The following is a 25,240-nucleotide window of genomic DNA, read 5'->3' on the forward strand; positions in this document are numbered from 1 at the left end:
CCCCCCCCCCCCCCCCCCCCCCCCCCCCCCGGGGGGGGCCCCCCCCGGGGGGGTCCCCCGGGGGGGGGCCCCCCGCCGTCGGCGTCCTCGTCGGCAGGCGCCGTCCGAGTCACGGGAACCGGGCCGGACGGGGGTGTGACCGGCCCGGTCCCGCGTCCGGCGTCAGGAGTCGCGTCGAACAGCCTCGACGCGACGGCGCCGGAGCACCGCTCCCGCCCAGCCGACGCCGATCGCGGCGGCTCCCGCGAGCAGCAGCGGACCGGTGGCCGAGGTGCCGGCCACGGCCGCGGAGGCGGTCGGGACGATCTGGCCGGCCGGGGCGTTCGGATCCCCGCCGTGGCCGTGGTGGGCGACCGTCGACTTCGGCGCGTCGGCCGCGATCTGGGCGTCGCTGGGCGCGGCCGGGGTCTGGGCGGCGAGCGCCGGGACGGCCGCGGTGCCGGCCGCCACGGCCGCGCCGAAGTCGACGTCGGAGCAGCTGTAGAACGCCTCCGGGCTGTCGCTGCGCTGCCAGACGGTGTACAGCAGCTGGCGGCCGGTGCGCTGCGGCAGGGTGCCGGAGTAGGTGTAGTAGCCGTTGGTGGCGGTGCGGTCGACCTGGACCTGGGCCACCGGGGCCGGGTCGAGGTCCGACCACTTCAGCGGCTTGGCGGGGTCGTAGCCCGGTTTGGTGATGTAGACGGTCTGGGTGCCGACGTGCGGCGCGGTGGTGCGGAACCGGAAGGTGAACGCGCCGGCCTTCACGGGGGTGGCGGGCCAGTCGAGGCGCGGCCAGTCCAGGGCGGCGTACTTGTCGCGGTTGGCCGAGCAGAGCCTGCCGTCCGGGATCAGTGCCTGGCTGTTGCCGTTGGCGTCGGCGATGTTGACCTCGTTCCAGTCGTACAGCGGCTGGGTGCCGCTCGTGGCGACGAGGTCCTTGCAGACCTGGGAGACGGGGTGCTCGGGGCCCTCCGCGTAGCAGGCGCCGACCCGGCTGACGGGGTTGGTCATCGTGCCGTGGGCGACGGCGGTGCCGGCGGTGGCCGCTGCCACCGCGAGGACCGCGGCGCCGACCGCGCCGGCGGACAGGGCACTTCGCTTGATGGACATGGGGTGGGGACTCCTTGACCGTCGTTCCGGGCGGGTGTGGGGGAGCGGGCACGTCTGCCCGTCGGGAGTCGCCGGCCCGGCGCGCGGCTCCCGGCCAGAGCGTAGAATTGGTCTGGACCATAGCGCAATAGCCTTGCGCTGCAGTCCTGTTGACGGACTGTAGGCCCCGCGGCAGCGCAAAGGCCCGACGGGAGACGGGCGTTAGCCGTCCCATCGGGCCCTGTTAAGGCTGCGGAAAGGTCAGGGGTGAATGTTCTGGATCCTGCCCGCCTGGATCGTGGTCCCGCTGTGCGTGCCGTCCTTGATCGTGTTGTAGACGTACGTGGAGCCTGCCTCCTGCTCGGGCCGGTTCGGGTCGAACTCGTCGAGGATCGCCCGGAGTTCGGCGACCGCCTCCGGGTTGTTCCGCAGGGTCAGGCGCAGCCGGCGCTGCCACTGGGAGGCCTGGGCCGCGCCCTCCTCGGGGTCGTCGGCGACCTCGATCCGGATCTCCTCCAGCTCCTGGCCCACCTCCTCCTCCCGGTCCCGCCCGAGCAGGGCGGCGAAGCGCGGCCGGACTCGCGACCAGGCCTCGGTGACCATCAGGCCCACCAGTGCCGTCGCACCCCTGGTCGCAAGTTCGGTGATCTCGGCTTCCATACGGCCCCCTGTCGCTCGTGGTGTCGCCACCACGGTAGGGCAACGGCGGACGGGGCGTCAGAGGAACGTCTTCCCCTCACCCCGGTAGGTCGGCACGGTCCGGACGATGCGCTCGCCCTCGATCAGGTGCAGTTCGGCGAAGCGTTCGCACAGTTCGCCCGCCTTGGCGTGCCGGAACCAGACCCGGTCGCCGATCAGCAGGTCGTCCGCGGCCGAGCCGAGCAGCGGGGTCTGGACCTCCCCGGCACCCTCCATCGGGTCGTAGCGCAGGCCCGGCGGCAGGTAGGGCACCGGCGAGCGGTCCGGGCCGGCCGCGCCGGAGGCCGGGTAGCCGCCGCCGAGCACCGTCACCACGCCGACGCCGGGGCGGCGCACCACCGGCTGGCCGAACAGCGCGGCCGGACGGCCCCGGAACGAGCGGTAGTTGTCGAACAGCTGGGGTGCGTACAGCCCGGAGCCGGCCGCCACCTCGGTGACGGCGCGCTCGGCCACGGTGGACTCCACGCTGCCGGTGCCGCCGCCGTTGACGAACTCCAGCTCGGCGACCTGCCGCAGCCGCCGGACCACCGCCGCGCGCCGCTCGGCCAGCTCGGCCCGGGCCTTGGCCTGCATCAGCCGGATCAGCTGCGAGCGCACCGGGCGCCCGGGCACCCGGTCGCCCACCCCGGCGACGTGGCCCTCGTACGCCATCAGGCCGACCACCCGGAATCCCGGGCGGCGCTGGACGAGCTCGGCGAAGGCGCCGATGTCCTCGGGGGTGCGCAGCGGCGAGCGCCGGGCGCCCACCCGGACCCGGCCGCCCAGCAGGTGCAGTGCGGTGTCCAGTTCCAGGCAGACCCGGACCTCGGCGTCGCCGCCGCGGGCCTTGTCGATCAGGTCCAGCTGGGCCGGGTCGTCCAGGACGACGGCGACCTCCCGGGCGGCCTCCGGGTCGGCGGTCAGTTCGGCGAACCCGGCGCGGTCGGCGCTGGGGTAGGCGAGCAGGATGTCGCGGATGCCGGTGCGGGCCAGCCAGAGCGTCTCGTCCAGGGTGAAGCTCATCACCCCGGCGAAGCCGTCCATGGCCAGCACCCGTTCCAGCAGGGCACGGCAGCGCACCGACTTGGAGGCCACCCGGACCGGCTTGCCGCCCGCCCGGCGCACCAGGTCGGCGGCGTTGGCGTCGAAGGCGTCGAGGTCCACGACGGCCACCGGCCCGTCCAGGCGGGCGGTGGCGCGGTCGTACCGGAGGCGGTCGGACACCGGGGCGGGCGCGGGTGCGTCGAGGATCACCATGGGCGCAGGGTGCCACAGCGGACTACCGGTGGGTAGGGGGTGCGTGCGGGGAAATGGGCCCGTCGAGCGCGGTGGCATAGGGTCGGGCGGGTGGACCGCAAAGACTTCTCCAACCCGGCGTTCGTCGGCAGGAACATCCCCGACCCCGGCTTCGGCGACGACGACGGTACCGCCGATCCGGCGCTCCGCGAGGCCCTCGCCCGCTGGTCGCAGGACCGCTCGGCCGAGCCCGGGGTGCTGGCGGCGCTGACGCCGACCCGGCTGATGGTTCCGATCGTCGCGCTCCTCGGCGAGGTCGAGGTGGACGAGCACGGGCACAAGCACGACAAGACCAGCGACATGGCCGTCCCGGTGCTGGAGGCCCCGGACGGGCGCCGCGCGCTCCCGGCCTTCACCTCCCTGGAGGCGCTCGCCCGCTGGCGTGCCGACGCCCGCCCGGCGCCCACGGCCGCGCCCCAGGCCGCGATGGTCGCTTTCTCGGAGCGCGCCGACACGCTCCTGATCGACCCGGCCGGGCCGGTGCCCTTCCGGCTGAGCGGCGCCCGGCTGCGGGCGCTCGCGGAGAACCGCCCGTTCCTGCCGCCGGCGCGCGACCCCGAGGTGCGCGAGGCGGTGCGGGCGCTGCTGGCGGCCGAGCCGCAGGTGGTCAGCGGGCTCCTGGTGGACTCGGAGGACTCGGACGGGGTGCTCGCGGTGCTGTTCGACCCGGCGCTGGACCAGGCCGGCCTGCAGGCCGCCGCGCAGCGGGTCGGGCAGGCGGTGGCCGCCGACCCGGTGCTGCGGGTGCGGCTGGACCGGGGGCTGGACCTGGCGGTGCTGCCGGCCGACGCCCGGCTGCCGGGGGAGACGCTGCACCGGCGGTAGCGGTGGGTGCCGGGGAGGGGTGGAAGCGGACGCAAGAAAGGGCCACCCGCTCACGTGAGCGGGTGGCCCTTCCGGTCGGGCTCAGGAGTAGACCGGCCCGGTGAACTTCTCGCCCGGGCCCGCGCCCGGGGCGTCCGGGACGAGGGAGGCCTCGCGGAAGGCCAGCTGCAGCGAGCGCAGCCCGTCCCGCAGCGGGGCGGCGTGGAAGTTGCTGATCTCCGGGGCGCCGGCGGTGACCAGCCCGGCCAGCGCGGTGATCAGCTTGCGGGCCTCGTCCAGGTCCTTGTCCTTCTCGCCGCCCTCGGCGAGCCCGCACTTGACGGCGGCCGCGCTCATCAGGTGCACCGCGACGGTGGTGATCACCTCGACGGCCGGGACCTCGGCGATGTCGCGGGTGAGGTCGTCGAAGCCGATCGCGTCGTCGTCCGTGCCGGGGGTCTGGGTGGGCTCGCTGCTCAAGGGGGGCTCGTTCCGTCGTGCCGGTGTCCGTACCCCTGGAGCGTACAAGTTGGCCCGAAGCGGGGCGGAATAGTGTTCCACCCCGCGACGCTGTATGCTTCGAGACTGACCGGCCGGAATCCCGCAGGGGAGTTCGGCCAGCAAGAGGAGGCTCCACCCAGGAGGCCCGAGAGGGCAACCGCGAAAGTCTCCCACCCGATCGGCCTCGCGGTCGACGGGTCCCGGTCCGCGACGGGCGCCACGGCGCCGGGTCGCCGCAGCGCTCCTCACCAGGGCGCCGCCTCCGGAGTGTGTGGAGCCCCGCTTGTACCGAGCGGGGCTTTTTTCGTGTCGCGGTGCACACGGTACCGAGCAGGTGCCGGGCAGCGCAGCACGAATGAAGCCCCGCCCAGTGGTCGAGTCCACTACGTGCGACCGCCGTCCGACGGCCGCATCGCAGAAGGTGCAACCGAGGAGGCCCCATCAGCACCGAGCCCCGCATCAACGACCGGATTCGCGTTCCGGAGGTGCGACTCGTCGGTCCCAGCGGCGAGCAGGTCGGCATCGTGCCGCTTGCCAAGGCGCTGGAGCTTGCGCAGGAGTACGACCTCGACCTGGTCGAGGTCGCGGCGACCGCCCGGCCGCCGGTGTGCAAGCTCATGGACTACGGCAAGTTCAAGTACGAGTCGGCCATGAAGGCTCGTGAGGCGCGCAAGAACCAGGCGCACACGGTCATCAAGGAGATGAAGCTCCGGCCGAAGATCGACCCGCACGACTATGACACCAAGAAGGGTCACGTCGTTCGGTTCCTCAAGCAGGGCGACAAGGTCAAGATCACGATCATGTTCCGTGGTCGTGAGCAGTCCCGCCCCGAGCTGGGCTTCCGCCTGCTGCAGCGGCTCGCCGACGACGTCCAGGACCTGGGCTTCGTCGAGTCCTCGCCGAAGCAGGACGGCCGGAACATGATCATGGTTCTTGGCCCGCACAAGAAGAAGACCGAGGCGATGGCCGAGGCCCGCGCCCTCGCGGACGCCCGCAAGGCCGAGCGTCAGGGCCGGACCCCCGGCTCCGACGCCGCCGATGACGTGGCGATCGACGACGACGCCGCCGAGGACGTGGCGACCGAGGACGCCGCGGCCGAGGTGACCGAGGCGCAGGACGCCCCGGCCGAGGCTCCGGCCCCCGAGGCCGACGCTCCGGTCGAGCAGCCGGCCGCCTCCCAGGGCGCCTGAGCCCCAACCGGCCAAGGCGACCGGGAGACCGGCCCCCGAGGTGACGGGCGTCCCGCCCGGTCACCGCAGATCCATCCAGTTCACGCCCGCGTGGCAGGCGCCGCGCGGGCGCGAACGGGACCGACGAGGAGATACGGCGAAATGCCGAAGCAGAAGACGCACAGTGGCGCCAGCAAGCGCTTCAAGATCAGTGGCTCTGGCAAGGTGCTGCGCGAGCGCGCCGGCCGCCGCCACCTCCTGGAGCACAAGCCCTCGACGCTGACCCGCAAGCTGGCCGGGACGGTCGAGCTGGCCCCCGCTGACGCCAAGAAGATCAAGAAGCTTCTCGGCAAGTGATCGCCCTCCCGCCCGGCGCGAGCCCGAGCGGGGCAGCTGATCCTTCCCGACCCATTCGAATGACGGACCACGTGAAGTAGTCCGTGGTCCAACCCAAGGAGTAATCAAGTGGCACGCGTCAAGCGGGCAGTCAACGCCCACAAGAAGCGCCGGGTCATCCTGGAGCGCGCCAGCGGCTACCGTGGCCAGCGTTCGCGGCTGTACCGCAAGGCCAAGGAGCAGGTCACCCACTCGCTGGTCTACAACTTCAACGACCGCAAGAAGCGCAAGGGCGACTTCCGTCAGCTGTGGATCCAGCGCATCAACGCTGCGGCCCGTGCCAACGGCATCACCTACAACCGCTTCGTGCAGGGCCTGAAGGCCGCCAGCGTCGAGATCGACCGCAAGATGCTGGCCGACCTGGCCGTCAACGACCCGGGTGCGTTCGCCTCCCTGGTCGAGGTCGCCCAGAAGGCGCTGCCGGCCGACGTGAACGCCCCGAAGGCCGCCGCCGACGCCGCCTGATCTTCCGAGATCGGTTGAGCTCTGACCGGACCCGCAGGCTCTCCTGCGGGTCCGGTTCGGCATTTGCGCCCTCAGCGCCTTCGTCCGCACAGCGTCGTCCGTCCGCCCGCGCCCCCAGAGAACCGAGACCATGCCGAGCACCGACACCCCCCTGCTGACCTCCCTGCGCTCGCCGCGCGTCGTCGCCGCCCGCCGGCTGGCCAAGCGCAACCAGCGCACCAAGGAGCGCCGCTTCCTGGTCGAGGGCCCGCAGGCCGTCCGGGAGGCCGTCGCCTTCGGCAGGCTGCCGGGCACGGCCGAGCACGCCGTGGTCGAGGTCTACGCGACCCCGGAGGCCGCCGAGCGGCACGCCGGCATCGTCGAGGCGGCCCGGGCCGAGGGGCTGCCCGTGCTGACCGCCACCGACGAGGTGATCGCCGGGATCTGCGACACCGTGACCCCGCAGGGCATCGTGGCGCTCTGCCGCTTCATCGACACCCCCTTCGCCGAGGTCCTCGAAGCCCGCCCGCGGCTGGTCGCGATCCTCGCCCACGTGCGCGACCCCGGCAACGCCGGCACCGTGCTGCGCACGGCCGACGCGGCCGGAGCGGACGCCGTGGTGCTCACCGACGCCTCGGTCGACCTCTACAACCCGAAGGCCGTCCGCGCCTCCGTGGGCAGCCTCTTCCACCTGCCGGTGGCGGTCGGCGTGCCGGTCGAGGAGGCCGTCGGCAAGCTGCGCGAGGCCGGCATCCGGGTGCTCGCCGCGGACGGCGCGGGGGAGCGCGACCTGGACCAGGAGCTGGACGAGGGCACCCTGGGCGCGCCCGGCGCGTGGGTCTTCGGCAACGAGGCGTGGGGGCTTCCGGAGGAGACCCGCGCGCTCACCGACGAGGTCGTGCGCGTCCCGATCCACGGCCACGCCGAGAGCCTCAACCTGGCCACCGCCGCGGCCGTCTGCCTGTACGCCTCGGCCCGGGCGCAGCGTTCGCCCGGCGGCTGCCGCTCGAACGCCTGACGCACCGGGGGGCGCGCCCGGATCACCCCGCTGCAAGCCCTACTGCGGCGGGCTGGGAGGCGCTAGGGTCTGCCTCGGTGGGGGGAACGGCACGGTGGGTAATCGGGGAGGCAACCCATGGTCGGCAGCGGACCCGAGCTCGACCCGGACGACCTGCCGGACGGCCTGGTGGTCGCCGACGGGCGGGGCCGGGTGGTCTGCTTCAACCGGGCCGCGGCCCGGCTCACCGGCGTGCTCCGGGAGGCCGCGCTCGGCTGCGAGCTGGAGGACGTCCTCCCCCTGGAGGACCTGGACGGCCACCGCTGGTGGCAGCTGACCGACCCGTACGGCGGTCTGGCCACCCGCACCCGCCAGCCGGAGCGCAACCTGCTGCTGCCCGGCGGGCGCGAGGTGCTGGTCTCCGCCCGGTACGTCCGCACGGCGCCCCGCGGGCCGCTGGAGCGCCTGGTGATCGCCCTGCGCGGCACCGAGGCCCGGCGCCGCACCGAACGCAGCCACGCCGAGCTGATCGCCACCGTGGCGCACGAGCTGCGCTCCCCGCTGACGAGCGTCAAGGGCTTCACGGCGACGCTGCTGGCCAAGTGGGAGCGGTTCACCGACGGGCAGAAGCGGCTGATGCTGGAGACCGTGGACGCCGACGCCGACCGGGTCACCCGGCTGATCGCCGAGCTGCTGGACATCTCCCGGATCGACGCCGGCCGGCTGGAGCTGCGCAAACAGGTCGTCGACCTGGCCGCGGCGGTGCGCCGGCACGTCGAGCGCAAGGTGGCCACCGGCATCGCCGAGGAGCGCTTCGACGTCCGGATCAGCGAGCCGCTGACCGTGCTGTGGGCGGACCCGGACAAGGTCGACCAGGTGCTCGCCAACCTGCTGGAAAATGCGGTGCGGCACGGCGAGGGAACTGTCACGATCGAGGTGGCACCGGCCAAGGAGGTCGTCGAGGCACCCGTCTGGGAGCGCTCCGGCACCCCGCCCCGCATCGTGGAAGGCACAGCGGTCACCGTGAGCGACGAAGGAAGCGGCATCCCCGAGGAGTCGATGCCGCGCGTCTTCACCCGCTTCTGGCGCGGCTCCAAGCGCGGCGGCACGGGCCTGGGCCTCTACATCGTCAAGGGCATCGTGGAGGCCCACGGCGGCTCGATCCGGGTCGACCGCGCGCCCGGCGGCGGCGCCCGGTTCCGATTCGTCCTGCCCGCCGGGGTACCCGACTTCATGCTCTGAGCAGTCGGCGGGTCGGCCCCGGGCGGGCTTCGCGGCAGTCGCGCTACGCGCTGCGACTACACTCGACCTTTGGCGTCGCGCAACGCCCCGCGCGGCTGAGCCGCGGACACCCACTCCCGTGAGCCTCCGGTGAACGGCGACCGGCTGCCCGTGCCCCGGCCCCGCCGGGCGTGACGCGAAGGCGAGCCCACACACCTGAGCACGGACGAGCAGGAGCACGGGAAAGATAGAGATGTCGGCACCCAACAAGTCGTACGACCCGGTCGAGGTCGAGGCCCTCAAGCCCGAGGTGGTGGAGCAGGCGCGGGACGAGGCCGTCGCCGCCTTCGCCGCCGCCAGCACCCTGGACGAGCTGAAGCAGGCCAAGGTCGCCCACACCGGCGACCGGTCCCCGCTCTCGCTCGCCAACCGCGAGATCGGCGCCCTGCCCCCGCACGCCAAGGCCGCAGCCGGCAAGCTGATCGGCCAGGCCCGCGGCGCCGTCAACCAGGCCCTCGCCAAGCGGCAGGCCGAACTGGAGGCGGAGCGGGACGCCCGCGTGCTGGTCGAGGAGGCAGTGGACGTCACGCTGCCCTACGACCGTGCCCCGCGCGGCGCCCGGCACCCGCTGACCACCATGGCCGAGCGCATCGAGGACACCTTCGTGGCCATGGGCTACCAGGTCGCCGAGGGCCCCGAGGTCGAGGCCGAGTGGCTCAACTTCGACGCCCTCAACCTCGGCCCGGACCACCCTGCCCGCTCGATGCAGGACACCTTCTTCGTCCAGGCCCCGGACGGCTCCGCCGACTCCGGCGTGGTGCTGCGGACCCAGACCTCCCCGGTCCAGGCCCGCACCATGCTCGACCGCGAGCCGCCCATCTACGTGATCTGCCCCGGCCGGGTCTACCGGACCGACGAGCTGGACGCCACCCACACCCCGGTCTTCCGCCAGGTCGAGGGCCTCGCGGTGGACGAGGGCATCACCTTCGCCGACCTCAAGGGCACCATCGAGGTGCTGGTCGAGAAGCTGATCGGCGACCACCTGGAGCTGCGCTGGCGGCCCTCGTACTTCCCGTTCACCGAGCCGTCGGCCGAGGTCGACCTGCAGTGCTTCGTGTGCCTGGGCGCGAGCGTCGGCAACCCGGACCGGCCGTGCCGCACCTGCTCCTCCGAGGGCTGGATCGAGCTCGGCGGCTGCGGCGTGGTCAACCCGCGGGTGCTCGTCGCCTGCGGTGTCGACCCGAACCGCTACAGCGGCTTCGCCTTCGGCCTGGGCCTGGAGCGGATCCTGATGAATCGTCACAACGTCGCCGACATGCGCGACATGGTCGAGGGTGACGTGCGCTTCACCCTCCCGTTCGGGATGGAGATCTGATGCGCGTCCCGCTTTCCTGGCTGCGCGAGTACGTCGACCTGCCGGCCGGCGAGACCGGCCGTGACGTCGCCGAGCGCCTGGTCCGGGCCGGCCTGGAGGTCGAGACCGTCGAGCACATCGGCGCCGACCTCAAGGGCCCGCTGGTGGTCGGCGAGGTGCTCTCCATCGAGGAGCTGACCGGCTTCAAGAAGCCGATCCGGCACTGCTTCGTCAACGTCGGCGACGCCAACGGCACCGGCGAGCCGCAGGAGATCGTCTGCGGCGCGACCAACTTCGCCGTCGGCGACAAGGTCGTCGTCGTGCTCCCGGGCGCGGTGCTGCCCGGCCCCTTCCCGATCGCGGCCCGCAAGACCTACGGCCAGACCTCGGCCGGCATGATCTGCTCCGCCCGCGAGCTCGGCATGGGCGACGACCACGACGGCATCATCGTGCTCCCGCCGGAGTACGAGCCCGGCACCGACGCCATCGAGCTGCTCCAGCTCGTCGACGAGGTGCTCGACATCGCCGTCACCCCCGACCGCGGCTACTGCCTGTCCATGCGCGGCGTGGCCCGCGAGGCCGCCGCCGCGTACGGTCTGCCGCTGGCCGACCCGGCACTGCTCGACGTGCCGCCGGCCAACTCCTTCGGCTACCTGGTCAAGGTCAACGACCCGGCCGGCTGCGACCGCTTCGTGGCCCGTACGGTCGTCGGCGTCGACCCGGACGCCAAGTCGCCGATCTGGCTGCAGCGCCGCCTGCAGAAGGCCGGCATCCGCCCGATCTCGCTGACCGTCGACATCACCAACTACGTGATGCTGGAGGTCGGCCAGCCGCTGCACGCCTACGACAAGCAGCGCGTGGACGGCCCGATCGTGGTGCGCCGGGCGGAGGAGGGCGAGACCCTCACCACCCTCGACGGCGTCGAGCGCAAGCTCGCCGCCGAGGACCTGCTGATCTGCGACAACAGCGGCCCGATCGGCCTGGCCGGCGTCATGGGCGGCGCCTCCACCGAGATCCTCGACCCGGCCGCCGGCCCGGGCACCACCGAGGTGATCATCGAGGCGGCGCACTTCGACCCGGTCGCCATCGCCCGCACCGCCAAGCGGCACAAGCTGCCCTCCGAGGCTTCCAAGCGCTTCGAGCGCGGCGTCGACCCGGAGGCCGCCCGCGCCGCCGCGCAGCGAGCCGTCGACCTGCTGGTCCTGATCGCCGGCGGCACCGCCGAGGCCGGGGTCACCGACATCGCCGGCCCGCACCCGGTGCGCACCATCACCATCGCCGCCGACCTGCCCGACCGGGTCGCCGGCACCGAGTACGGCCGCGAGACCGTCACCCGGCGCCTGCAGGAGATCGGCTGCTCCGTCGCCGGCGCCGACGTCCTGGAGGTCACCCCGCCGACCTGGCGCCCCGACCTCACGGACCCGTACGACCTCGCCGAGGAGGTCATCCGGCTGGAGGGCTACGACAACGTCCCCGCCCGGATGCCCGACGTGCCGCCGGGCAAGGGCCTGACGGAGGCCCAGCGCGTCAACCGCCGGATCGGCGTCGCGCTGGCCGGGGCCGGCTACGTCGAGGTCAACAACTACCCGTTCGTCGGCGAGTCCGCCTGGGACGCGCTCGGCCTGGAGGCGGACGACCGGCGCCGCCGGACGGTGAAGCTGGTCAACCCGCTCAACGACGAGGAGCCGGCGCTGCGCACCACGCTGCTGCCGGGACTCCTCGGCGCGCTGCGCCGCAACGTCGGCCGGGGCAACACCGACCTGGCGATCTTCGAGGCCGGCACCGTCTTCCTGCCCAAGGACGAGCTCAGCGTGGCCCCCCGCCCGGCGGTCGACCACCGGCCCAGCGCCGAGGAGCTGGCCGAGCTGGACGCCGCGCTGCCGGACCAGCCGCGCCGGATCGCCGTCGCCCTCGCGGGCGAGCGGCTGCCGTCCGGCTGGTGGGGCAAGGGTGCCCAGGCCTTCTGGGCGGACGCCGTCGAGGCGGCCCGCACGGTGGCCCGCGCGGCCGGCGTCGAGCTGACCGTCCGCCAGGGGCAGTCCGCGCCGTGGCACCCGGGCCGCTGCGCCGAACTGGTCGTCACCGGCACCGACCGGGTGGTCGGCCACGCCGGTGAGCTGCACCCCCGCGTGGTCAAGGCGCTCGGGCTGCCGGCCCGGACCGCCGCGATGGAGATCGACATCGACCTGCTCGGCGCCGACGGCGCCAAGCGGGTCACCGGCCCGACCGTCTCCGGCTTCCCGGTGGCCACCCAGGACGTCGCGCTGATCGTCGACGAGGCCGTCCCGGCCGCCGACGTCGAGGCCGCGCTGCGGGCCGGCGCCGGCGAACTGCTGGAGGCCATCCGGCTGTTCGACGTGTTCACCGGCGAGCAGGTCGGCGAGGGCAAGAAGTCGCTGGCCTACGCGCTGCGCTTCCGTGCCGTCGACCGCACCCTGACCGCCGACGAGGCCACCGCCGCCCGCGAGGCGGCCGTCGCCGAGGCCGTCGCCCGCACGGGGGCGGTGCTGCGCGGCGCCTGATGCCGTGACACCCGCGCCGAAGGGCCCCGCCCCGGACCACCAGGTCCGGGGCGGGGCCCTTCGCGTTTCTCGGATTTGACCGTGCCTTGGGTTGACGGTTCCTCAGTGAATCATTTATCTCTTTACCTATGGAAGTAGATAAAGGAGATGACCAGCCCTCGCCCATCGAGTTCCGCCTGGACCCGGCCTCCGGTGTCCCGACCTACCTGCAGCTCGTGCAGCAGGTCGAACAGGCGCTGCGGATGGGCTGGTTGACCGAGGGCGACCGGCTGCCCCGGGTGCGCGAGGTGGTGGCCGGGCTGGCCATCAACCCGAACACCGTGCTCAAGGCGTACCGCGAGCTGGAACACCGCGGCCTCGCGGCCGGCCGCCGGGGCCAGGGCACCTTCGTGCGGGGGTTGCCCGCCGGGGTGGTGCCGCTGCGCGAACGGGCCGCGCTGCGGCGGGGACTGCTCGACTGGATGCGCTCGGCGCGGACCGCCGGGCTGGACGAGGAGGGGATGGCCGCCGTGTTCGAGGACGCGCTGCGCGACCTGCGCGAAGGCCGGGACGGGGTGGTGGCCTGATGGCCGCGGACACGGTGATCGACTGCGCCGGACTCGGCAAGCGCTACCGGCGCTCCTGGGCGCTGCGGGACTGCCGACTGGCCGTCCCCGCCGGGCACGTGGTGGCTCTGGTCGGCCCGAACGGCGCCGGCAAGACCACGCTGCTCAGCCTGGCCGCCGGACTGACCCTGCCCAGCGAGGGCGCGCTGACCGTCCTCGGCGACCAACTGCCCGGCTCACCCCGGGCGTTGGACCGGATCGGCTTCGTCGCCCAGAACGCCTCGCTCTACCCGGGGCTGCCCGTACGCGACCTGCTCGCGATGGGCCGCCACCTCAACCGCCGCTGGGACGAGGCCCGGGCCCGGACCCACCTGGAGGGCGTCGGCATCCCGCTGGACCGCAGGTACGGACGCCTCTCCGGCGGTCAGCAAGCCCAGGTCTCGCTCGCCCTCGCGCTCGCCAAACGCCCCGAACTCCTGCTGCTGGACGAGCCCTTGGCCTCGCTCGACCCGCTCGCCCGGCACGACTTCATGGCGGTGCTGCTGACCGCCGTGGCCGAGGACGGGCTGTCGGTGATGTTCTCCTCGCACGCCGTCCACGAGCTCCAGCAGAGCTGCGACTACCTGGTGGTGCTCGGCGGCGGCCGGGTCCAGGTGGCGGGGGAGGTGGACGACCTGCTGGGCGGCCACCGGATGCTCACCGGCCCGACCGCAGAGGCGGACGGAGTCGCCGAGCGGATGCCGGTGGTCCGCGACCGCCGGGCCGGCGCCCAGTCCCACCTACTGGTCCGCACCGGCGGCGTGGACGCCCCGCTCTCCGACGGCTGGCGCCAACAGCGCGTCGGTCTGGAGGAGTTGGTGCTCGCCTACCTGCGCGAGCCGACCGCCACCGCCCTGCCCGGCCCGCGCGGGGCCGTTTCACCGAACGAGAAGGTACTGCTGCCGTGAGCTCCCTGACCCTCGCGCCGCCCCGCTCCGCCGTCCTGCGCGCGGCCGGGCTGCGCCACCGGCCCGCGCTGCGGGCCCTGGTGGGCGTCCTCGCCGGGCTGCTGCTCGTCTTGGCCGTCACCGGATACCGCCTCCACGCGGGGCTCGAGCGCTCCGGTGCGGCGGGGTGCGACATGGCGGTGCAGAGCTGCAACGAGCGCTGGAAGGAGTACCTGCGTGAGTACGGCTCCGGGCTGGCGCTCGGCGGGAACGTGGTCTACTTCCTGGGCGGCGCCCTCGGGGCGTTCGTCGGAGCCCCGCTGCTGGCCCGGGAGTTCGAGCACGGCACGGTGCGATTCGCCTGGACTCAGGGCGCCGGGCGCACCCGCTGGACGGTCGGCGGGCTGGTGGTCGTCGGCAGTGTGCTGGCCGCGGCGACGGCCCTGACGGCGGCGGTGCTCGACTGGTGGATCGCGCCGCTGGCGGCCCACGGCGGCCGGTTCACTCCGCTGGCGTTCACCAGTGCCCCGCCCGCGCTGGTCGGCCGGGTGCTGCTGGTCTTCGCGCTGTCCGCGCTCGCGGGTGCGGTGCTGCGGCGGACGGTGGTGGCAGTGGGGATCGGGGTGGCGGCCTCGGTGGTGACCACCCTGGTCGCCGAGTCGCTGCGCTTCCACTACCGCGCACCGCTCGAGGACACCCTGCACACGCTCGCCCAGACCTCGCTCGACCACCGCTGGGAGGGCGGCTTCTGGGTCACCGATCCCGCGGGTGACCGACTCGGCCTCGGCCGGCTCTACGACCTGGGCGGCGACTACTACGGAGCCCAGAAGCTGTTGAGCGAGGGCGGCTACTCGCTGCACGAGTCCTATCAGCCGGACAGCCGCTACTGGGCCTTCCAGTTCATCGAGTTCGGCTGGATGGCGCTGCTCGCCGTGGCGCTGGGCGCGGCGGCGGTCTGGTGGGTGCGGCGCCGGGCGGTCTGACCTGCGGCTCCCATGATCGGTTGAAGAGTTTCCGTCAAAACCCTTGCGGGGGTGCGGCCGGAGGGCGTTTCCTTTCTCCTCGTTAGGAAAGTTTCCTAACCCATCGAGGAATCGGAGCCCCCATGCGCCCTCAGCCCCGTCGTGCCCTCCGCGTAGCCCTCGCCGCCGCCCTGGTGGCCGCGCCGCTCACCGTCGCGGCCACCACGGCGGCCCACGCCGCTCCGGCGCCGGCCGCATCCGTCCAGCTCAAGGGCGTCGGGCTGGACGACCCGCACAAGAAGGACATCGCGATGCAGCTGGTGTCCAGCGCGGAGAACTCGTCGTTGGACTGGAAGGCCCAGTACAAGTACATCGAGGACATCAAGGACGGCCGCGGCTACACCGCCGGCATCATCGGCTTCTGCTCCGGCACTGGCGACATGCTGGACCTGGTCCAGCACTACACCGACCTCAAGCCCGGCAACATCCTCGCCAAGTACCTGCCCGCCCTGAAGAAGGTCAACGGCACCGAGTCGCACGCCGGCCTCGGCTCCGCGTTCGAGCGCGACTGGGCCACCGCAGCCAAGGACACCGTCTTCCAGCAGGCCCAGAACGACGAGCGCGACCGGGTGTACTTCAACCCCGCCGTCAAGCAGGCCAAGGCGGACGGCCTGCGCGCCCTCGGTCAGTTCGCCTACTACGACGCCATCGTCATGCACGGCCCCGGCGACAGCTCGGACAGCTTCGGCGGCATCCGCGCCGCCGCCATGAAGAAGGCCAGGACGCCCGCCCAGGGCGGCGACGAGGCCACCTACCTCAAGGCCTTCCTGGACGCCCGCAAGGTCGTCATGAAGAAGGAGGAGGCCCACTCCGACACCAGCCGGGTCGACACCGAGCAGCTGGTCTTCCTCAACGCCAGGAACTTCGACCTCAACCCGCCGCTGAAGTGGAAGGTCTACGGCGACAGCTACGCCATCAGCAGTTGAGCCGTCACCGTTCCGACGGCGGGCGACCCCTCTCCCCGGGGCCGCCCGCCGTGGGCTTTCGGCTCCGCGTGTCCTTCGGGAGTCGACCCCGCTCCGGAGCCGCCCGGCGGCCTTCCTGGGGCGATGCGCACAGATCATCCACTTCATAACGAATCGGACAGGAGAATAACGAAGACTCCTTCACTTATTGACGGTTCGGTCCGGTGCCGCTTGACTCCCTTCCCTGCCGCGACGCCGCGGCGCAGTACAGGAGGCACCACCGATCATGAACAGACCCATGCGTCTGGCGGCCGCGGGCGCGGCCGCCCTGTCGCTCGCGCTCACCCTCGCGGCCTGCGGTCAGACCGACGCCTCGCAGCAGCCGGCGGCCGGCGGGAGCGAACGGAGCGTCGGTCTGCTCCTGCCGGAGAACACCTCCTCCACCCGCTACGAGGCCTTCGACAGGCCGCTGATCCAGCAGACGGTCACGAGCCTCTGCCCGAGGTGCACGATCAGTTACGCCAACGCGGACGGGAACGAGAGCACCCAGAAGCGCCAGTTCGACGACATGCTGGCCCAGGGCGTCAAGGTCATCCTGCTCGACCCGGTCAACGCCAAGGGCACCGCCCCGTGGGTCGAGGCCGCCACTGCCAAGGGCGTGAAGGTCGTCGCCTACGACCGGCTGGCCGCCGGCAAGGTCGCCGCCTACGTGTCCTTCGACAACGGGCGCACCGGTGAACTCCAGGGCCAGACACTGTTGGACGCGCTCGGCCCGAAGGCCGCCTCGGCCAACGTCGTGATGATCAACGGCGCCGAGTCCGACCCCAACTCGGCACAGTTCAAGGCGGGCGCGCACCGCGCGCTGGACGGCAAGGTCAAGAAGATCGCCTACGAGCAGTCCGGCGAGTGGAAGCCGGAGGTGGCCACGGCGAAGATGAACGAGGCGATCCAGAGCCTGGGCAAGGACGGCATCCAGGCCGTCTACGCGGCCAACGACGGCATGGCCGCGGCCGTCATCGAGTCCCTGGAGGCGGCGGGCATCAAGAACGTGCCCGTGGGCGGTCAGGACGCGTCGATGGACGCGGTGCGCCGGGTGCTCACCGGCGAGCAGACCTACACCATCTACAAGCCGTACAAGCCCGAGGCGGACGCGGCGGGCAATATCGCCGTCCAGCTGGTCGAGGGCCTGGACATCAGCTCGACGGCGACCTCGATCACCGACAGTGGCGGGCTGCACATCCCGTCCCTGCTGCTCACCCCGATCGTGGTGACCAAGGCGAAGGTGGAGGCCACGGTGGTCCGCGGCGGCCTCTACAAGGCTGCCGACATCTGCACGCCGCAGTACGCGGACGCCTGCTCGGCGGCCGGCGTCAAGTAGCACGAGGACCGGCTCCCCGCCCCGCGGCGAGCCGGTCCTCGTGCTACTTGACACCACTCCCGGCTCGGCCGCACGGCGGTGGGACCGGCTCCGACTCCCTCGTCGGCCTGCTGCCCGGGCCGGAACAAGGGCCGCGTGGTCGGGTGACCGTTGACGCATGGTTCGACGTCCGAGAAGGGGAGTCCCTACGTGGACGCCACGGCGCTCTCCTGGCGCAGGGTCAGGCGCTCGCGGTGTAGTCGTAGAAGCCACGGCCGGACTTGCGGCCCAGCAGGCCCGCGTCCACCATCCGGGAGAGCAGCGGGGGAGCGGCGTACAGCGGCTCCTTGTACTCGTCGTACATCGACTCGGCGATCGAGACGATGGTGTCCAGGCCGATCAGGTCGCACAGCCGCAGCGGCCCCATCGGGTGGGCGCAGCCGGCCTCCATGCCCTTGTCGATGTCGGAGGCGGTGGCCACGCCCGTCTCGAACATCCGGACCGCGGAGAGCAGGTACGGCACCAGCAGCGCGTTGACCACGAAGCCGGCCCGGTCGCGGGCGCGGATCGGCTCCTTGGCGAGCACCTGGGTGGCGAAGGCCTCGACCCGCTCGGTGGTGGTCGCCGAGGTGGTCAGGGTCGGGATGACCTCGACCAGCTTCTGCACCGGCGCCGGGTTGAAGAAGTGCAGACCGATCACCTGCTCCGGGCGGGAGGTGGCGGCGGCCAGCTTGACGATCGGGATCGACGAGGTGTTGGAGGCCAGGATCGCGTCGCGGCGCTCGATCACCCGGTCCAGGGTCTCGAAGATCCGGACCTTGACGTCCTCCCGCTCGGCGACCGCCTCGACGACCAGGTCACGGTCGGCGAAGTCGGACAGCTCGACGGTGAAGGACAGCCGGGACAGCGCCTCGTCCCGCTGCTCGGGGGTCAGCTTGCCGCGCTTGACCGCCGTCTCCAGCGAGTTGATCAGCCGGGTCCGGCCGAACTCCAGGGCCTCACCGCTGGCCTCCGACACCAGGACGTCGAGGCCGGCCCTGGCGAAGACCTCGGCGATGCCCGACCCCATCAGGCCGCAGCCGACTACTCCGACGCGCGCGATGTCACTCACTCAGTTGCCCTTCGGTGGTGCTGGGGGTCGCCCAGCGACTGGTGGCCCAGCAAGCTGCTGGTCAACGGGTCGGTGTACCGGAATGGGTGCACCGGCCACCGCCCCGACGACGTTACTACTCCGTACCGGCCGGTAGGTCACCCCCTCCCCGCCGGAGTGCCACCGCGGGGAATCCACCGAAGGGGTGAGGCGGCGAGCCCGGCGGGTGCGCCCGGGACCGCCGAGACCGGGCGGCCGACGGAATGCCGCAGACGGAGCCGGGGCCGGGGGGGCGGGAGGGAGCACACGGGGTCGACGGGATCGCTCGCCGGCCAGGCCGCCCTGGTCGCCGGTGTGGGCCGGGGCATCGGCCGGGAGATCGCCGTCGGCCTGGCCACCGAGGTTCAAGGACAGGAAGGACTGGGGCTCCACCCCGTACGTGGTCGCGGTCACCGTGGACGCCGCCCGGGGCCGCTTCGACGAGTCGCACGGGCGGTTCCTCCACGCCGGACGCGACGGCCTGGCGGGACTCGTCGACCGGGCCGAGGCGATCCGCGCCGCGGACGCCCGCACGCTGCGGCTGCGCCCGTACAAGGATGACGATCCGATGGAGTGAACGGCCTGCCTGCCCGCCGGCCCGGCCTGCCCGCCGGCCCGGCCTGCCCGCCGGGCCGCCGTCGGCCCGTGGGACCGTCGGCCTAGGCGCAGAGCTGGCTGGCGGTCACCGGACTGAGCCCCGCCTTGGCGAGGCCGTCCAGGATGGCCGGCAGCGCGTCCACCGTGCACTGGTGGCCCATGTGCAGGGCCACCACCGAGCCGCCGCGCACCGAACTCAGCACCCGGCGCTGCAGTTCGGCGGCCGAAGGGTCGTTGTAGTCGCGCGGATCGACGTCGAAGGACAGCACGTGCTCGTAGCCGACGGCCCTGGCCTGCTCGCGGACCATCGGGGTCGCGTACTGCGCGGCCGAGGGGCGGAACCAGCGGCCGATCGAGCCGGTGAGGCGCTGCAGCCGGTCGGCGCACTGGGCGATCTCGGCGCGCGCCTGGTCCGGTGTCATGGCGGAGATGTTGAGGTGGTTCTGGGTGTGGTTGCCCAGTTCGTGACCGCCGTCCAGGATCCGCCGGGCCATCTGGGGCTGCTGGTCGAGCCAGCTGCCCACGGTCATCACGGTCAGCTTGGCGCCGCGCTGCTCGGCGATCTCCAGCAGCGCGGTGGCCAGCTTCGGGTCGCCGCTGCCGTGGAAGGTGAGCGCCACGTTCTTGCCGGTGCGGGGCCCGTTCACGACCTCGACCGGGGTGCCGGGGGCGAGCGGCGGCAGCGGAGGCGGGGTCGGTGGGGCGGAGGACTGGGTGGCGGCCGCGGTCGCCTCGGCGGTGGGCTGCGGCGGCGCGGTCGGGCCGGGGGAGGCCGGGCCCTCGCCGCCGTTCCAGGCCGGGTCGGTGGTGTGCTGCGGATCGACGGTGCCGGGGTGCGCGGCCAGCGCCCCCGGGTCGGCCCGGCGGGGCACGCCGGTGCCGCAGGCGGCGAGGAGGCCGCCGGTGGCGGTGAGGGCGGCCAGCTTGGCGGTGGTGCGCAGCACGGTGCGGCGGTCGGCAGTCATCGGCAGCCAGCATAGAGAGCACGGGTCTGGTGGGCGATCCGGTATGACCGGGTCCGCACCGCTCTTGACGTGCACACACTCTGTCTACGGGTGTTGCGTAAACCTGAACTCCCGCTGTTTCCACGGTGTGTCGTTGGATACGATCACCGCGCACCGTGTTGACAGGCGGTCGCACTACTTCCGGCATTGCGCATTGGGGGCGGACCAGGATGTACGACGACACCGCGGCGACCGGCCGGGCCACCGACACCGACTGGCACTGGGCCAGGGCGGACGACTGGCAGCCGCCGAGCGAGCTGGACACCGGCGTCCCGCACACGGCCCGGATGTACGACTACTACCTGGGCGGCAAGGACAACTTCGAGGCCGACCGCAAGGCCGCCCAGGCCGCGATATCGGCCTACCCCGCGCTGCCGCTGCTGGCCCGCACCAACCGGCAGTTCCTGGGACGCGCCGTGGAGTTCGTGGCGGGCCGGGGCATCCGCCAGTTCGTCGACATCGGTACCGGCATCCCCGCCGTCGGCTCCACCAGCGAGGTCGCCCAGCGGGTCGCTCCGGACGCCCGCGTGGTGTACGTGGACAACGACCCGATCGTGGCCACCCACGCCCGCGCCCTGCTGGCGAGCCACCCCGCCGGGCACACCTCGGTGATCGAGGCCGACCTGCGCGACCCGGACGCGATCCTCTCCCACCCCGCGCTGGCCGCCGCCGTCGACCTCTCCCAGCCCGTCGCGCTGATGCTGGTCGCCGTCCTGCACTTCATCCGCGATGAGGACGGCGCACAGCAGATCGTCCGCACCCTGCGAGATGCGCTCGCGCCGGGCAGTGCGCTGGTCCTCTCCCACGGCAGCCCCGACTTCGCCTCCCGGGAGAGCGCCGCCGAAGGCACCCGCATCTACCGGAGCGCCAGCGCCCCGCTCGTCCTGCGCCCCCGAGCCGGGGTCGAACCGTTCTTCGGCGACTTCGAGTTCACCGGCCCCGGCCTCGTCCAGCTCCCGCTGTGGCGGCCTACCCCGGGCCACGTCCCCACCACCGAGCTCCCCGAGGGCTGGCAGGACGTCTCCGCCTACGCGGGCGTCGCGTTCAAGAAGTAACGTGCGACCGGCGCGAAGCAGCGCGGCATCCCGGGACCGGCGAGAGGCAGCCCGGCCCCGGGCCCCCAGGGACCGGGGCGGAGCGGCCCGGCATCCAGGGGGCGGAGCCCGGCCTGCGACGAGCAGCCCGCCGGAGCCCGGCCCCGGCGCCTCCCTCCTGCGCCGGGGCCGGACTCCCGAAGCCTATGCACCCTCACTGACAACCCGTCGGCCCGGTCCCCTCCAAGCCGGGGACCAGGTGCGTCGCGCGGTGGCGAGGTCGGTACGTACCGGGAGAAATTGACGCGACAGGCCGGGTGCGGCGGTGTTAGCTTCCGCCGCATGGAACCCCTGAGTGAGAACGAGATCCGCGCGTCCTTCGTCAACTGCTCCAAGGGCGAGGCCCGTCGGCTCAACCTGCCCCGGGGCCTGGCCGAACTGCCGTGGGAGAACCTGGACTTCCTCGGCTGGCGGGACCAGGGCGCGCCCGACCGGGCCTACCTGGTGGCCGTGCACGGCGGCGAGCCGGTCGGCGTGACGCTGCGGGTGCCGACGGTCCGCCGCAGCCTGACCAAGACCAACGTGTGCTCGCTGTGCATCACCGCGCACGCCGGCAGCGGTGTCGCGCTGCTCGCCGCCCGCCGGGCGGGGGCGGCCGGGCGCGAGGGCAACACGGTCGGGACGTACGTCTGCGCCGACCTCGCCTGCTCGCTCTACGTGCGCGGGCTGAAGAAGTCCGCGCTGGTCACCCGGCCTGACGAGTCGCTGCCGCTGGAGGACCAGGTCGCCCGGACGGTGGGCAACCTCGACGCCTTCGTCGCCAAGGTGCTCACCGACACGTCCGCGTAGTCGTCGAGCGGGGGCCGGCGGGGGCCGTCATGCGGGGCCTCAGCGCCCGCGGCGCAACTGGTCCACCTCGCGGCGCTCGCGCTTCGTCGGACGCCCCGCCCCCCGGTCTCGCTGCCCGGCCGCCGCGACGAACTCGCGCGGCGGCCGCGGCGGGCTGTTGTCGACCAGGCACTCCGCGGCGGCCTCGGCGCCGACGCGCTTGCGGATGAGCTTCCGCACGACCACGACCCGCTCGTAGCCCTCCTCGCGGACCCGGACCTCGTCCCCGGGCTTCAGCGCCTGGGCCGGCTTGGCCCGCTCGCCGTTCACCCGGACGTGCCCGGCCCGGCAGGCCGCGGCGGCCAGCGCCCGCGTCTTGACCAGCCGGACCGACCAGATCCAGCTGTCCACCCGCACGCTTCCCTCGTGTTCAGCCATCCTCGGAGCCTACCCAAGCGAGCCGACCGGGCTGCCGGGTTGCCGGGCTGTCAAGCGGCGGGGCGGCGGGGTCTACGCCGGCGGCGGGGTCTACGCCGCGGACGGCGCCTCCTGGACCGCCCAGCCGTTGCCGTCCGGGTCGTTGAAGAACACGAAGTTGTTCCAGGGCTCGCCGTGGCCGTCCACCCGGGCACCCGCGACGAAGTGCTGGACGGGGCTGACCTCCACGCCCCGCGCCAGCAGTTCGGCGTGCGCCTTCTCGATGTCCGCCACCACGAGCTGGAGCCCCTTGACCGAGCCGGGCGGCGAGTCGATCACACCCTTGCCCACCACGATCGAGCAGGGCGAGCCCGGCGGAGTCAGCTGGACCACCCGGACCCCGTCCCGCAGGCGGGTGTCATGGTCGACGGTGAAGCCGGCCTGCTCCTCGTAGAAGAGCTTCGAGCGGTCCACGTCGGTCACCGGGACCACCACGACTTCGAGTTTCCAGTCCATCGCCCTCACCCCTCTCGGTCGGGCCCTTCCAGTATCCGTCCGGCGGCGTTCATCCAAAACTGTTCCCCGTGGACCGTCCGATAGCCTGAGAACACGATGAATCCGCAGACCACGCCCGCCGCGATCACGCCGGCCAACCCCCTGGCCACCCCGTTCGGCGCCTTCGACCTCACCCGCTTCCCCGAGGACCCGCGCGAGCGGCTGCGGGCCTGGGACGCCGCAGACGAGTACCTGCTACGCCACCTCGCCGGCGAGGCGGACAGCGCGGCCGGCGCCGCGACCGAGCTGGCCGGCCGCCGGATCGCCGTCCTCGGCGACCGATGGGGCGCGTTGACGACCGCGCTCGCCGCGCACCGGCCGGTCCAGATCACCGACTCCCACCTCGGCCGACGGGCCACCATGGCCAACCTGGCCCGGGCCGGCGCCGCCGTCGACGAGGGGCGGCTGCTCACCACCCGGGACACCCCGCCGGAGCGGATCGACGTCCTCCTGGTACGCGTCCCCAAGAGCCTGGCCCTGCTGGAGGACCAGCTGCACCGGCTCGCCCCGTCCGTCCACGCCGGCACGGTGGTGATCGGCACCGGGATGGTCACCGAGATCCACACCTCCACGCTCCGGCTCTTCGAGCGGATCCTCGGCCCGACCCGCACCTCGCTCGCCGCCCGCAAGGCCCGGCTGATCTTCTGCACCCCCGATCCGGCCCTCGACCCCGGCCCCAGCCCGTGGCCGCACCGCTACGCCCTGCCGTCGGACGTCGGCCCCGTCTCCGGCCGCACGGTGGTCAACCACGCCGGCACCTTCTGCGCCGAGCGGCTCGACATCGGCACCCGTTTCCTCCTCGCCCACCTGCCCGCGCCCGCCCCGGGTGCCCGGGTGGTGGACCTGGGCTGCGGCAACGGCGTGGTCGGCACGGCGGCCGCGCTGGCCGGGCCGGGCGCGGAGGTGCTCTTCGTGGACGAGTCGCACCAGGCGGTGGCCTCCGCCGAGGAGACCTTCCGTGCCAACCTGGGCCCGGATGCCCCGGCCGAGTTCCTGGCCGCCGACGCGCTCGCGCCGGAGGTGGTCGCTGCCGGCTCGGTGGACCTGGTGCTCAACAACCCGCCGTTCCACTCCCACCAGGCGACCACGGACGCCACCGCGTGGCGGATGTTCACCGGCGCCAAGCGGGCGCTGCGGCCCGGTGGCGAACTCTGGGTGGTCGGCAACCGCCACCTCGGTTACCACGTCAAGCTGCGCCGGCTCTTCGGCAACTGCCGACTCGTGGCCGGGAATCCCAAGTTCGTGGTGCTGCGCGCCGTCAAGCGCTGACCGGCCGCCGGCCGCCCCGGCGGGGGCGGCGCACGGGCGGCCCAGGGGCGGCACCTGCGTCCGCACCCGGGTACACCGGGGACGGGACCGGGTTCGACACATCCTTCTTGCATGGATTTTCCTCCACGCGTATATTCATGCCACGACAAAGGAGGAACGCCATGGCATTGCGAGTCGCCGTCGCCGGCGCGAGCGGGTACGCGGGCGGGGAGGTGCTGCGCCTGCTGCTCGGCCACCCGGAGGTGGAGATCGGGGCGCTCACCGGCGGCTCGAACGCGGGCACCAGACTGGGCGCGCTGCAGCCGCACCTGATCCCGCTCGCCGACCGCGTCCTCGAACCCACCACCCCCGAGGTGCTGGCCGACCACGACGTGGTGTTCCTGGCGCTGCCGCACGGGCAGTCCGCCGCCGTCGCCGAGGCGCTCGGCGGGGACGTCCTGGTGGTCGACTGCGGCGCCGACTTCCGACTCCGGGCCGCCGCCGACTGGGAGCAGTTCTACGGCTCCGCCCACGCCGGCACCTGGCCCTACGGCCTGCCCGAACTGCCCGGCCACCGCGCCGCGTTGAAGGGCAGCAACCGCATCGCCGTACCCGGCTGCTACCCGACGGCCGTCTCCCTGGCGCTGTTCCCCGCCTACGCGGCCGGCCTCGCCGAGCCGGAGGCCGTGGTGGTCGCCGCCTCCGGCACCTCCGGCGCGGGCAAGGCCGCCAAGCCGCACCTGCTGGGCAGCGAGGTGATGGGCAGCGTGAGCCCGTACGGCGTGGGCGGCGTGCACCGGCACACCCCGGAGATGGTGCAGAACCTCACCCCGCTCGCCGGTGAGCCGGTCACCGTCTCGTTCACCCCCACCCTCGTTCCGATGCCGCGCGGCATCCTCGCCACCTGCTCGGCCAAGGCCAGGCCCGGGGTGAGCGCCGAGAGCCTGCGCGCCGCCTACACCGAGGCGTTCGCGGACGAGGCCTTCGTCCACCTGCTGCCCGAGGGGCAGTGGCCGCAGACCAGCAGCGTCTACGGCGCCAACACCGCCCTGGTCCAGGTCGCCCTGGACTCCACCGCGGGGCGGATCATCGCGATCAGCGCGATCGACAACCTGGTCAAGGGCACCGCGGGCGGCGCGGTGCAGAGCATGAACATCGCCCTCGGCCTCCCCGAGGAGCTGGGCCTTCCCGTGAACGGAGTCGCACCGTGAGCCACACCAGCA

General features: G+C 73.2%; 26 protein-coding genes. 18 read left to right on the plus strand and 8 right to left on the minus strand.

All coding sequences use genetic code 11. The annotated features are described in order from the left end of the window. Positions 1-162: 162 nt before the first annotated feature. The 3 genes from IF30_RS0132065 to IF30_RS0132075 all read right to left on the minus strand — a co-directional run bounded on the left by IF30_RS0132065 (position 163) and on the right by IF30_RS0132075 (position 3,003). On the minus strand, positions 163-1,089 hold the full coding sequence (locus IF30_RS0132065) for a lytic polysaccharide monooxygenase auxiliary activity family 9 protein (protein WP_030245005.1): 927 nt from the start codon (positions 1,087-1,089) through the stop codon (positions 163-165). 240 nt (positions 1,090-1,329) lie between these two features. Continuing rightward, positions 1,330-1,728, minus strand: a complete 399-nt coding sequence (locus IF30_RS0132070) for a hypothetical protein (RefSeq protein ID WP_030245006.1) — start codon at positions 1,726-1,728, stop codon at positions 1,330-1,332. Positions 1,729-1,785: 57 nt separating this feature from the next. Beyond that, the gene (locus IF30_RS0132075; RefSeq protein WP_051711682.1) at positions 1,786-3,003 is read right to left on the minus strand and encodes an amino acid deaminase/aldolase; all 1,218 of its coding nucleotides are present in this window, start codon (positions 3,001-3,003) and stop codon (positions 1,786-1,788) included. A gap of 90 nt (positions 3,004-3,093) precedes the next feature. Here IF30_RS0132075 and IF30_RS0132080 point away from each other — a divergent pair, with 90 nt between their 5' ends. Continuing rightward, positions 3,094-3,867: an SseB family protein gene (locus IF30_RS0132080; RefSeq protein ID WP_051711683.1), complete on the plus strand. Its 774-nt coding sequence runs from the start codon at positions 3,094-3,096 to the stop codon at positions 3,865-3,867. Positions 3,868-3,948: 81 nt separating this feature from the next. On the opposite strand, the gene IF30_RS0132085 is transcribed toward IF30_RS0132080, so the two are convergent. Then, positions 3,949-4,326 carry a DUF1844 domain-containing protein gene (locus tag IF30_RS0132085; protein WP_051711684.1) on the minus strand — a complete coding sequence of 126 codons (378 nt, stop codon included), beginning with the start codon at positions 4,324-4,326 and terminating at the stop codon, positions 3,949-3,951. Positions 4,327-4,787: 461 nt separating this feature from the next. On the opposite strand from IF30_RS0132085, the gene infC reads away from it, so the two are divergent. The 12 genes from infC to IF30_RS0132145 all read left to right on the plus strand — a co-directional run bounded on the left by infC (position 4,788) and on the right by IF30_RS0132145 (position 17,226). Continuing rightward, the gene (infC, locus tag IF30_RS42305) at positions 4,788-5,537 is read left to right on the plus strand and encodes a translation initiation factor IF-3 (RefSeq protein ID WP_051711685.1); all 750 of its coding nucleotides are present in this window, start codon (positions 4,788-4,790) and stop codon (positions 5,535-5,537) included. A 141-nt stretch (positions 5,538-5,678) separates the two neighbouring features. Then, on the plus strand, positions 5,679-5,873 hold the full coding sequence (gene rpmI, locus IF30_RS0132095; protein ID WP_030055648.1) for a 50S ribosomal protein L35: 195 nt from the start codon (positions 5,679-5,681) through the stop codon (positions 5,871-5,873). A 108-nt stretch (positions 5,874-5,981) separates the two neighbouring features. Then, entirely contained in the window at positions 5,982-6,377 is a 396-nt protein-coding gene (rplT, locus tag IF30_RS0132100) for a 50S ribosomal protein L20 (protein ID WP_030055649.1), read from the plus strand. A 130-nt stretch (positions 6,378-6,507) separates the two neighbouring features. After that, entirely contained in the window at positions 6,508-7,374 is an 867-nt protein-coding gene (locus IF30_RS0132105; RefSeq protein WP_030245015.1) for a TrmH family RNA methyltransferase, read from the plus strand. A gap of 117 nt (positions 7,375-7,491) precedes the next feature. Next, the gene (locus IF30_RS0132110; RefSeq protein ID WP_030245017.1) at positions 7,492-8,595 is read left to right on the plus strand and encodes a sensor histidine kinase; all 1,104 of its coding nucleotides are present in this window, start codon (positions 7,492-7,494) and stop codon (positions 8,593-8,595) included. A 232-nt stretch (positions 8,596-8,827) separates the two neighbouring features. After that, positions 8,828-9,949 carry a phenylalanine--tRNA ligase subunit alpha gene (gene pheS, locus IF30_RS0132115; protein WP_030245018.1) on the plus strand — a complete coding sequence of 374 codons (1,122 nt, stop codon included), beginning with the start codon at positions 8,828-8,830 and terminating at the stop codon, positions 9,947-9,949. Next, positions 9,949-12,450 (plus strand): phenylalanine--tRNA ligase subunit beta, encoded by a 2,502-nt coding sequence (gene pheT, locus IF30_RS0132120; protein ID WP_030245020.1) that lies wholly within the window; start codon positions 9,949-9,951, stop codon positions 12,448-12,450. Before pheS ends, pheT begins: the two co-directional genes overlap by 1 nt. A gap of 128 nt (positions 12,451-12,578) precedes the next feature. Next, positions 12,579-13,016 carry a GntR family transcriptional regulator gene (locus IF30_RS0132125; protein WP_051711686.1) on the plus strand — a complete coding sequence of 146 codons (438 nt, stop codon included), beginning with the start codon at positions 12,579-12,581 and terminating at the stop codon, positions 13,014-13,016. Continuing rightward, positions 13,016-13,942, plus strand: a complete 927-nt coding sequence (locus IF30_RS0132130) for an ATP-binding cassette domain-containing protein (RefSeq protein WP_030245026.1) — start codon at positions 13,016-13,018, stop codon at positions 13,940-13,942. The genes IF30_RS0132125 and IF30_RS0132130 overlap by 1 nt, the downstream gene beginning before the upstream one ends. Further along, positions 13,939-14,904, plus strand: coding sequence for an ABC transporter permease subunit (locus IF30_RS44115; RefSeq protein WP_030245029.1), 966 nt, complete (start codon positions 13,939-13,941; stop codon positions 14,902-14,904). Before IF30_RS0132130 ends, IF30_RS44115 begins: the two co-directional genes overlap by 4 nt. A 122-nt stretch (positions 14,905-15,026) precedes the next feature. Then, on the plus strand, positions 15,027-15,869 hold the full coding sequence (locus IF30_RS0132140) for a chitosanase (RefSeq protein WP_030245031.1): 843 nt from the start codon (positions 15,027-15,029) through the stop codon (positions 15,867-15,869). A 265-nt stretch (positions 15,870-16,134) separates the two neighbouring features. After that, complete coding sequence (locus IF30_RS0132145; RefSeq protein ID WP_030245033.1) at positions 16,135-17,226, plus strand: sugar ABC transporter substrate-binding protein; 1,092 nt, start codon at positions 16,135-16,137, stop codon at positions 17,224-17,226. A 220-nt stretch (positions 17,227-17,446) separates the two neighbouring features. Here IF30_RS0132145 and IF30_RS0132150 read toward each other — a convergent pair whose 3' ends face one another. Beyond that, the gene (locus tag IF30_RS0132150) at positions 17,447-18,316 is read right to left on the minus strand and encodes a 3-hydroxybutyryl-CoA dehydrogenase (protein ID WP_030245035.1); all 870 of its coding nucleotides are present in this window, start codon (positions 18,314-18,316) and stop codon (positions 17,447-17,449) included. Between the two features lie 418 nt (positions 18,317-18,734). On the opposite strand from IF30_RS0132150, the gene IF30_RS45815 reads away from it, so the two are divergent. Continuing rightward, positions 18,735-18,911, plus strand: coding sequence for a hypothetical protein (locus tag IF30_RS45815; protein ID WP_199807968.1), 177 nt, complete (start codon positions 18,735-18,737; stop codon positions 18,909-18,911). 82 nt (positions 18,912-18,993) lie between these two features. Here IF30_RS45815 and IF30_RS42315 read toward each other — a convergent pair whose 3' ends face one another. Beyond that, a complete protein-coding gene (locus tag IF30_RS42315; protein ID WP_037901841.1) occupies positions 18,994-19,896 on the minus strand; it encodes a polysaccharide deacetylase family protein in 903 nt (300 codons plus the stop codon). 209 nt (positions 19,897-20,105) lie between these two features. Between IF30_RS42315 and IF30_RS0132165 the strand changes: the two genes are divergently transcribed. After that, a complete protein-coding gene (locus tag IF30_RS0132165; RefSeq protein ID WP_078891875.1) occupies positions 20,106-20,990 on the plus strand; it encodes an SAM-dependent methyltransferase in 885 nt (294 codons plus the stop codon). Positions 20,991-21,311: 321 nt separating this feature from the next. Next, positions 21,312-21,818, plus strand: coding sequence for an FBP domain-containing protein (locus IF30_RS0132170; RefSeq protein WP_030245042.1), 507 nt, complete (start codon positions 21,312-21,314; stop codon positions 21,816-21,818). A 39-nt stretch (positions 21,819-21,857) separates the two neighbouring features. Here IF30_RS0132170 and IF30_RS48830 read toward each other — a convergent pair whose 3' ends face one another. Both IF30_RS48830 and IF30_RS48835 read right to left on the minus strand, forming a co-directional pair. Further along, on the minus strand, positions 21,858-22,235 hold the full coding sequence (locus IF30_RS48830) for an RNA-binding S4 domain-containing protein (protein ID WP_030245043.1): 378 nt from the start codon (positions 22,233-22,235) through the stop codon (positions 21,858-21,860). A 90-nt stretch (positions 22,236-22,325) separates the two neighbouring features. Continuing rightward, entirely contained in the window at positions 22,326-22,730 is a 405-nt protein-coding gene (locus IF30_RS48835) for a VOC family protein (RefSeq protein ID WP_030245046.1), read from the minus strand. Positions 22,731-22,871: 141 nt separating this feature from the next. Here IF30_RS48835 and IF30_RS0132185 point away from each other — a divergent pair, with 141 nt between their 5' ends. Then, positions 22,872-24,038 (plus strand): methyltransferase, encoded by a 1,167-nt coding sequence (locus tag IF30_RS0132185; RefSeq protein WP_030245049.1) that lies wholly within the window; start codon positions 22,872-22,874, stop codon positions 24,036-24,038. Between the two features lie 161 nt (positions 24,039-24,199). Further along, a complete protein-coding gene (argC, locus tag IF30_RS0132190) occupies positions 24,200-25,228 on the plus strand; it encodes an N-acetyl-gamma-glutamyl-phosphate reductase (protein ID WP_030245052.1) in 1,029 nt (342 codons plus the stop codon). Positions 25,229-25,240: the final 12 nt, after the last annotated feature.

This window comes from Streptomyces sp. NRRL S-350 (genome assembly GCF_000719705.1).
In the GTDB taxonomy this organism is placed as follows: domain Bacteria; phylum Actinomycetota; class Actinomycetes; order Streptomycetales; family Streptomycetaceae; genus Kitasatospora.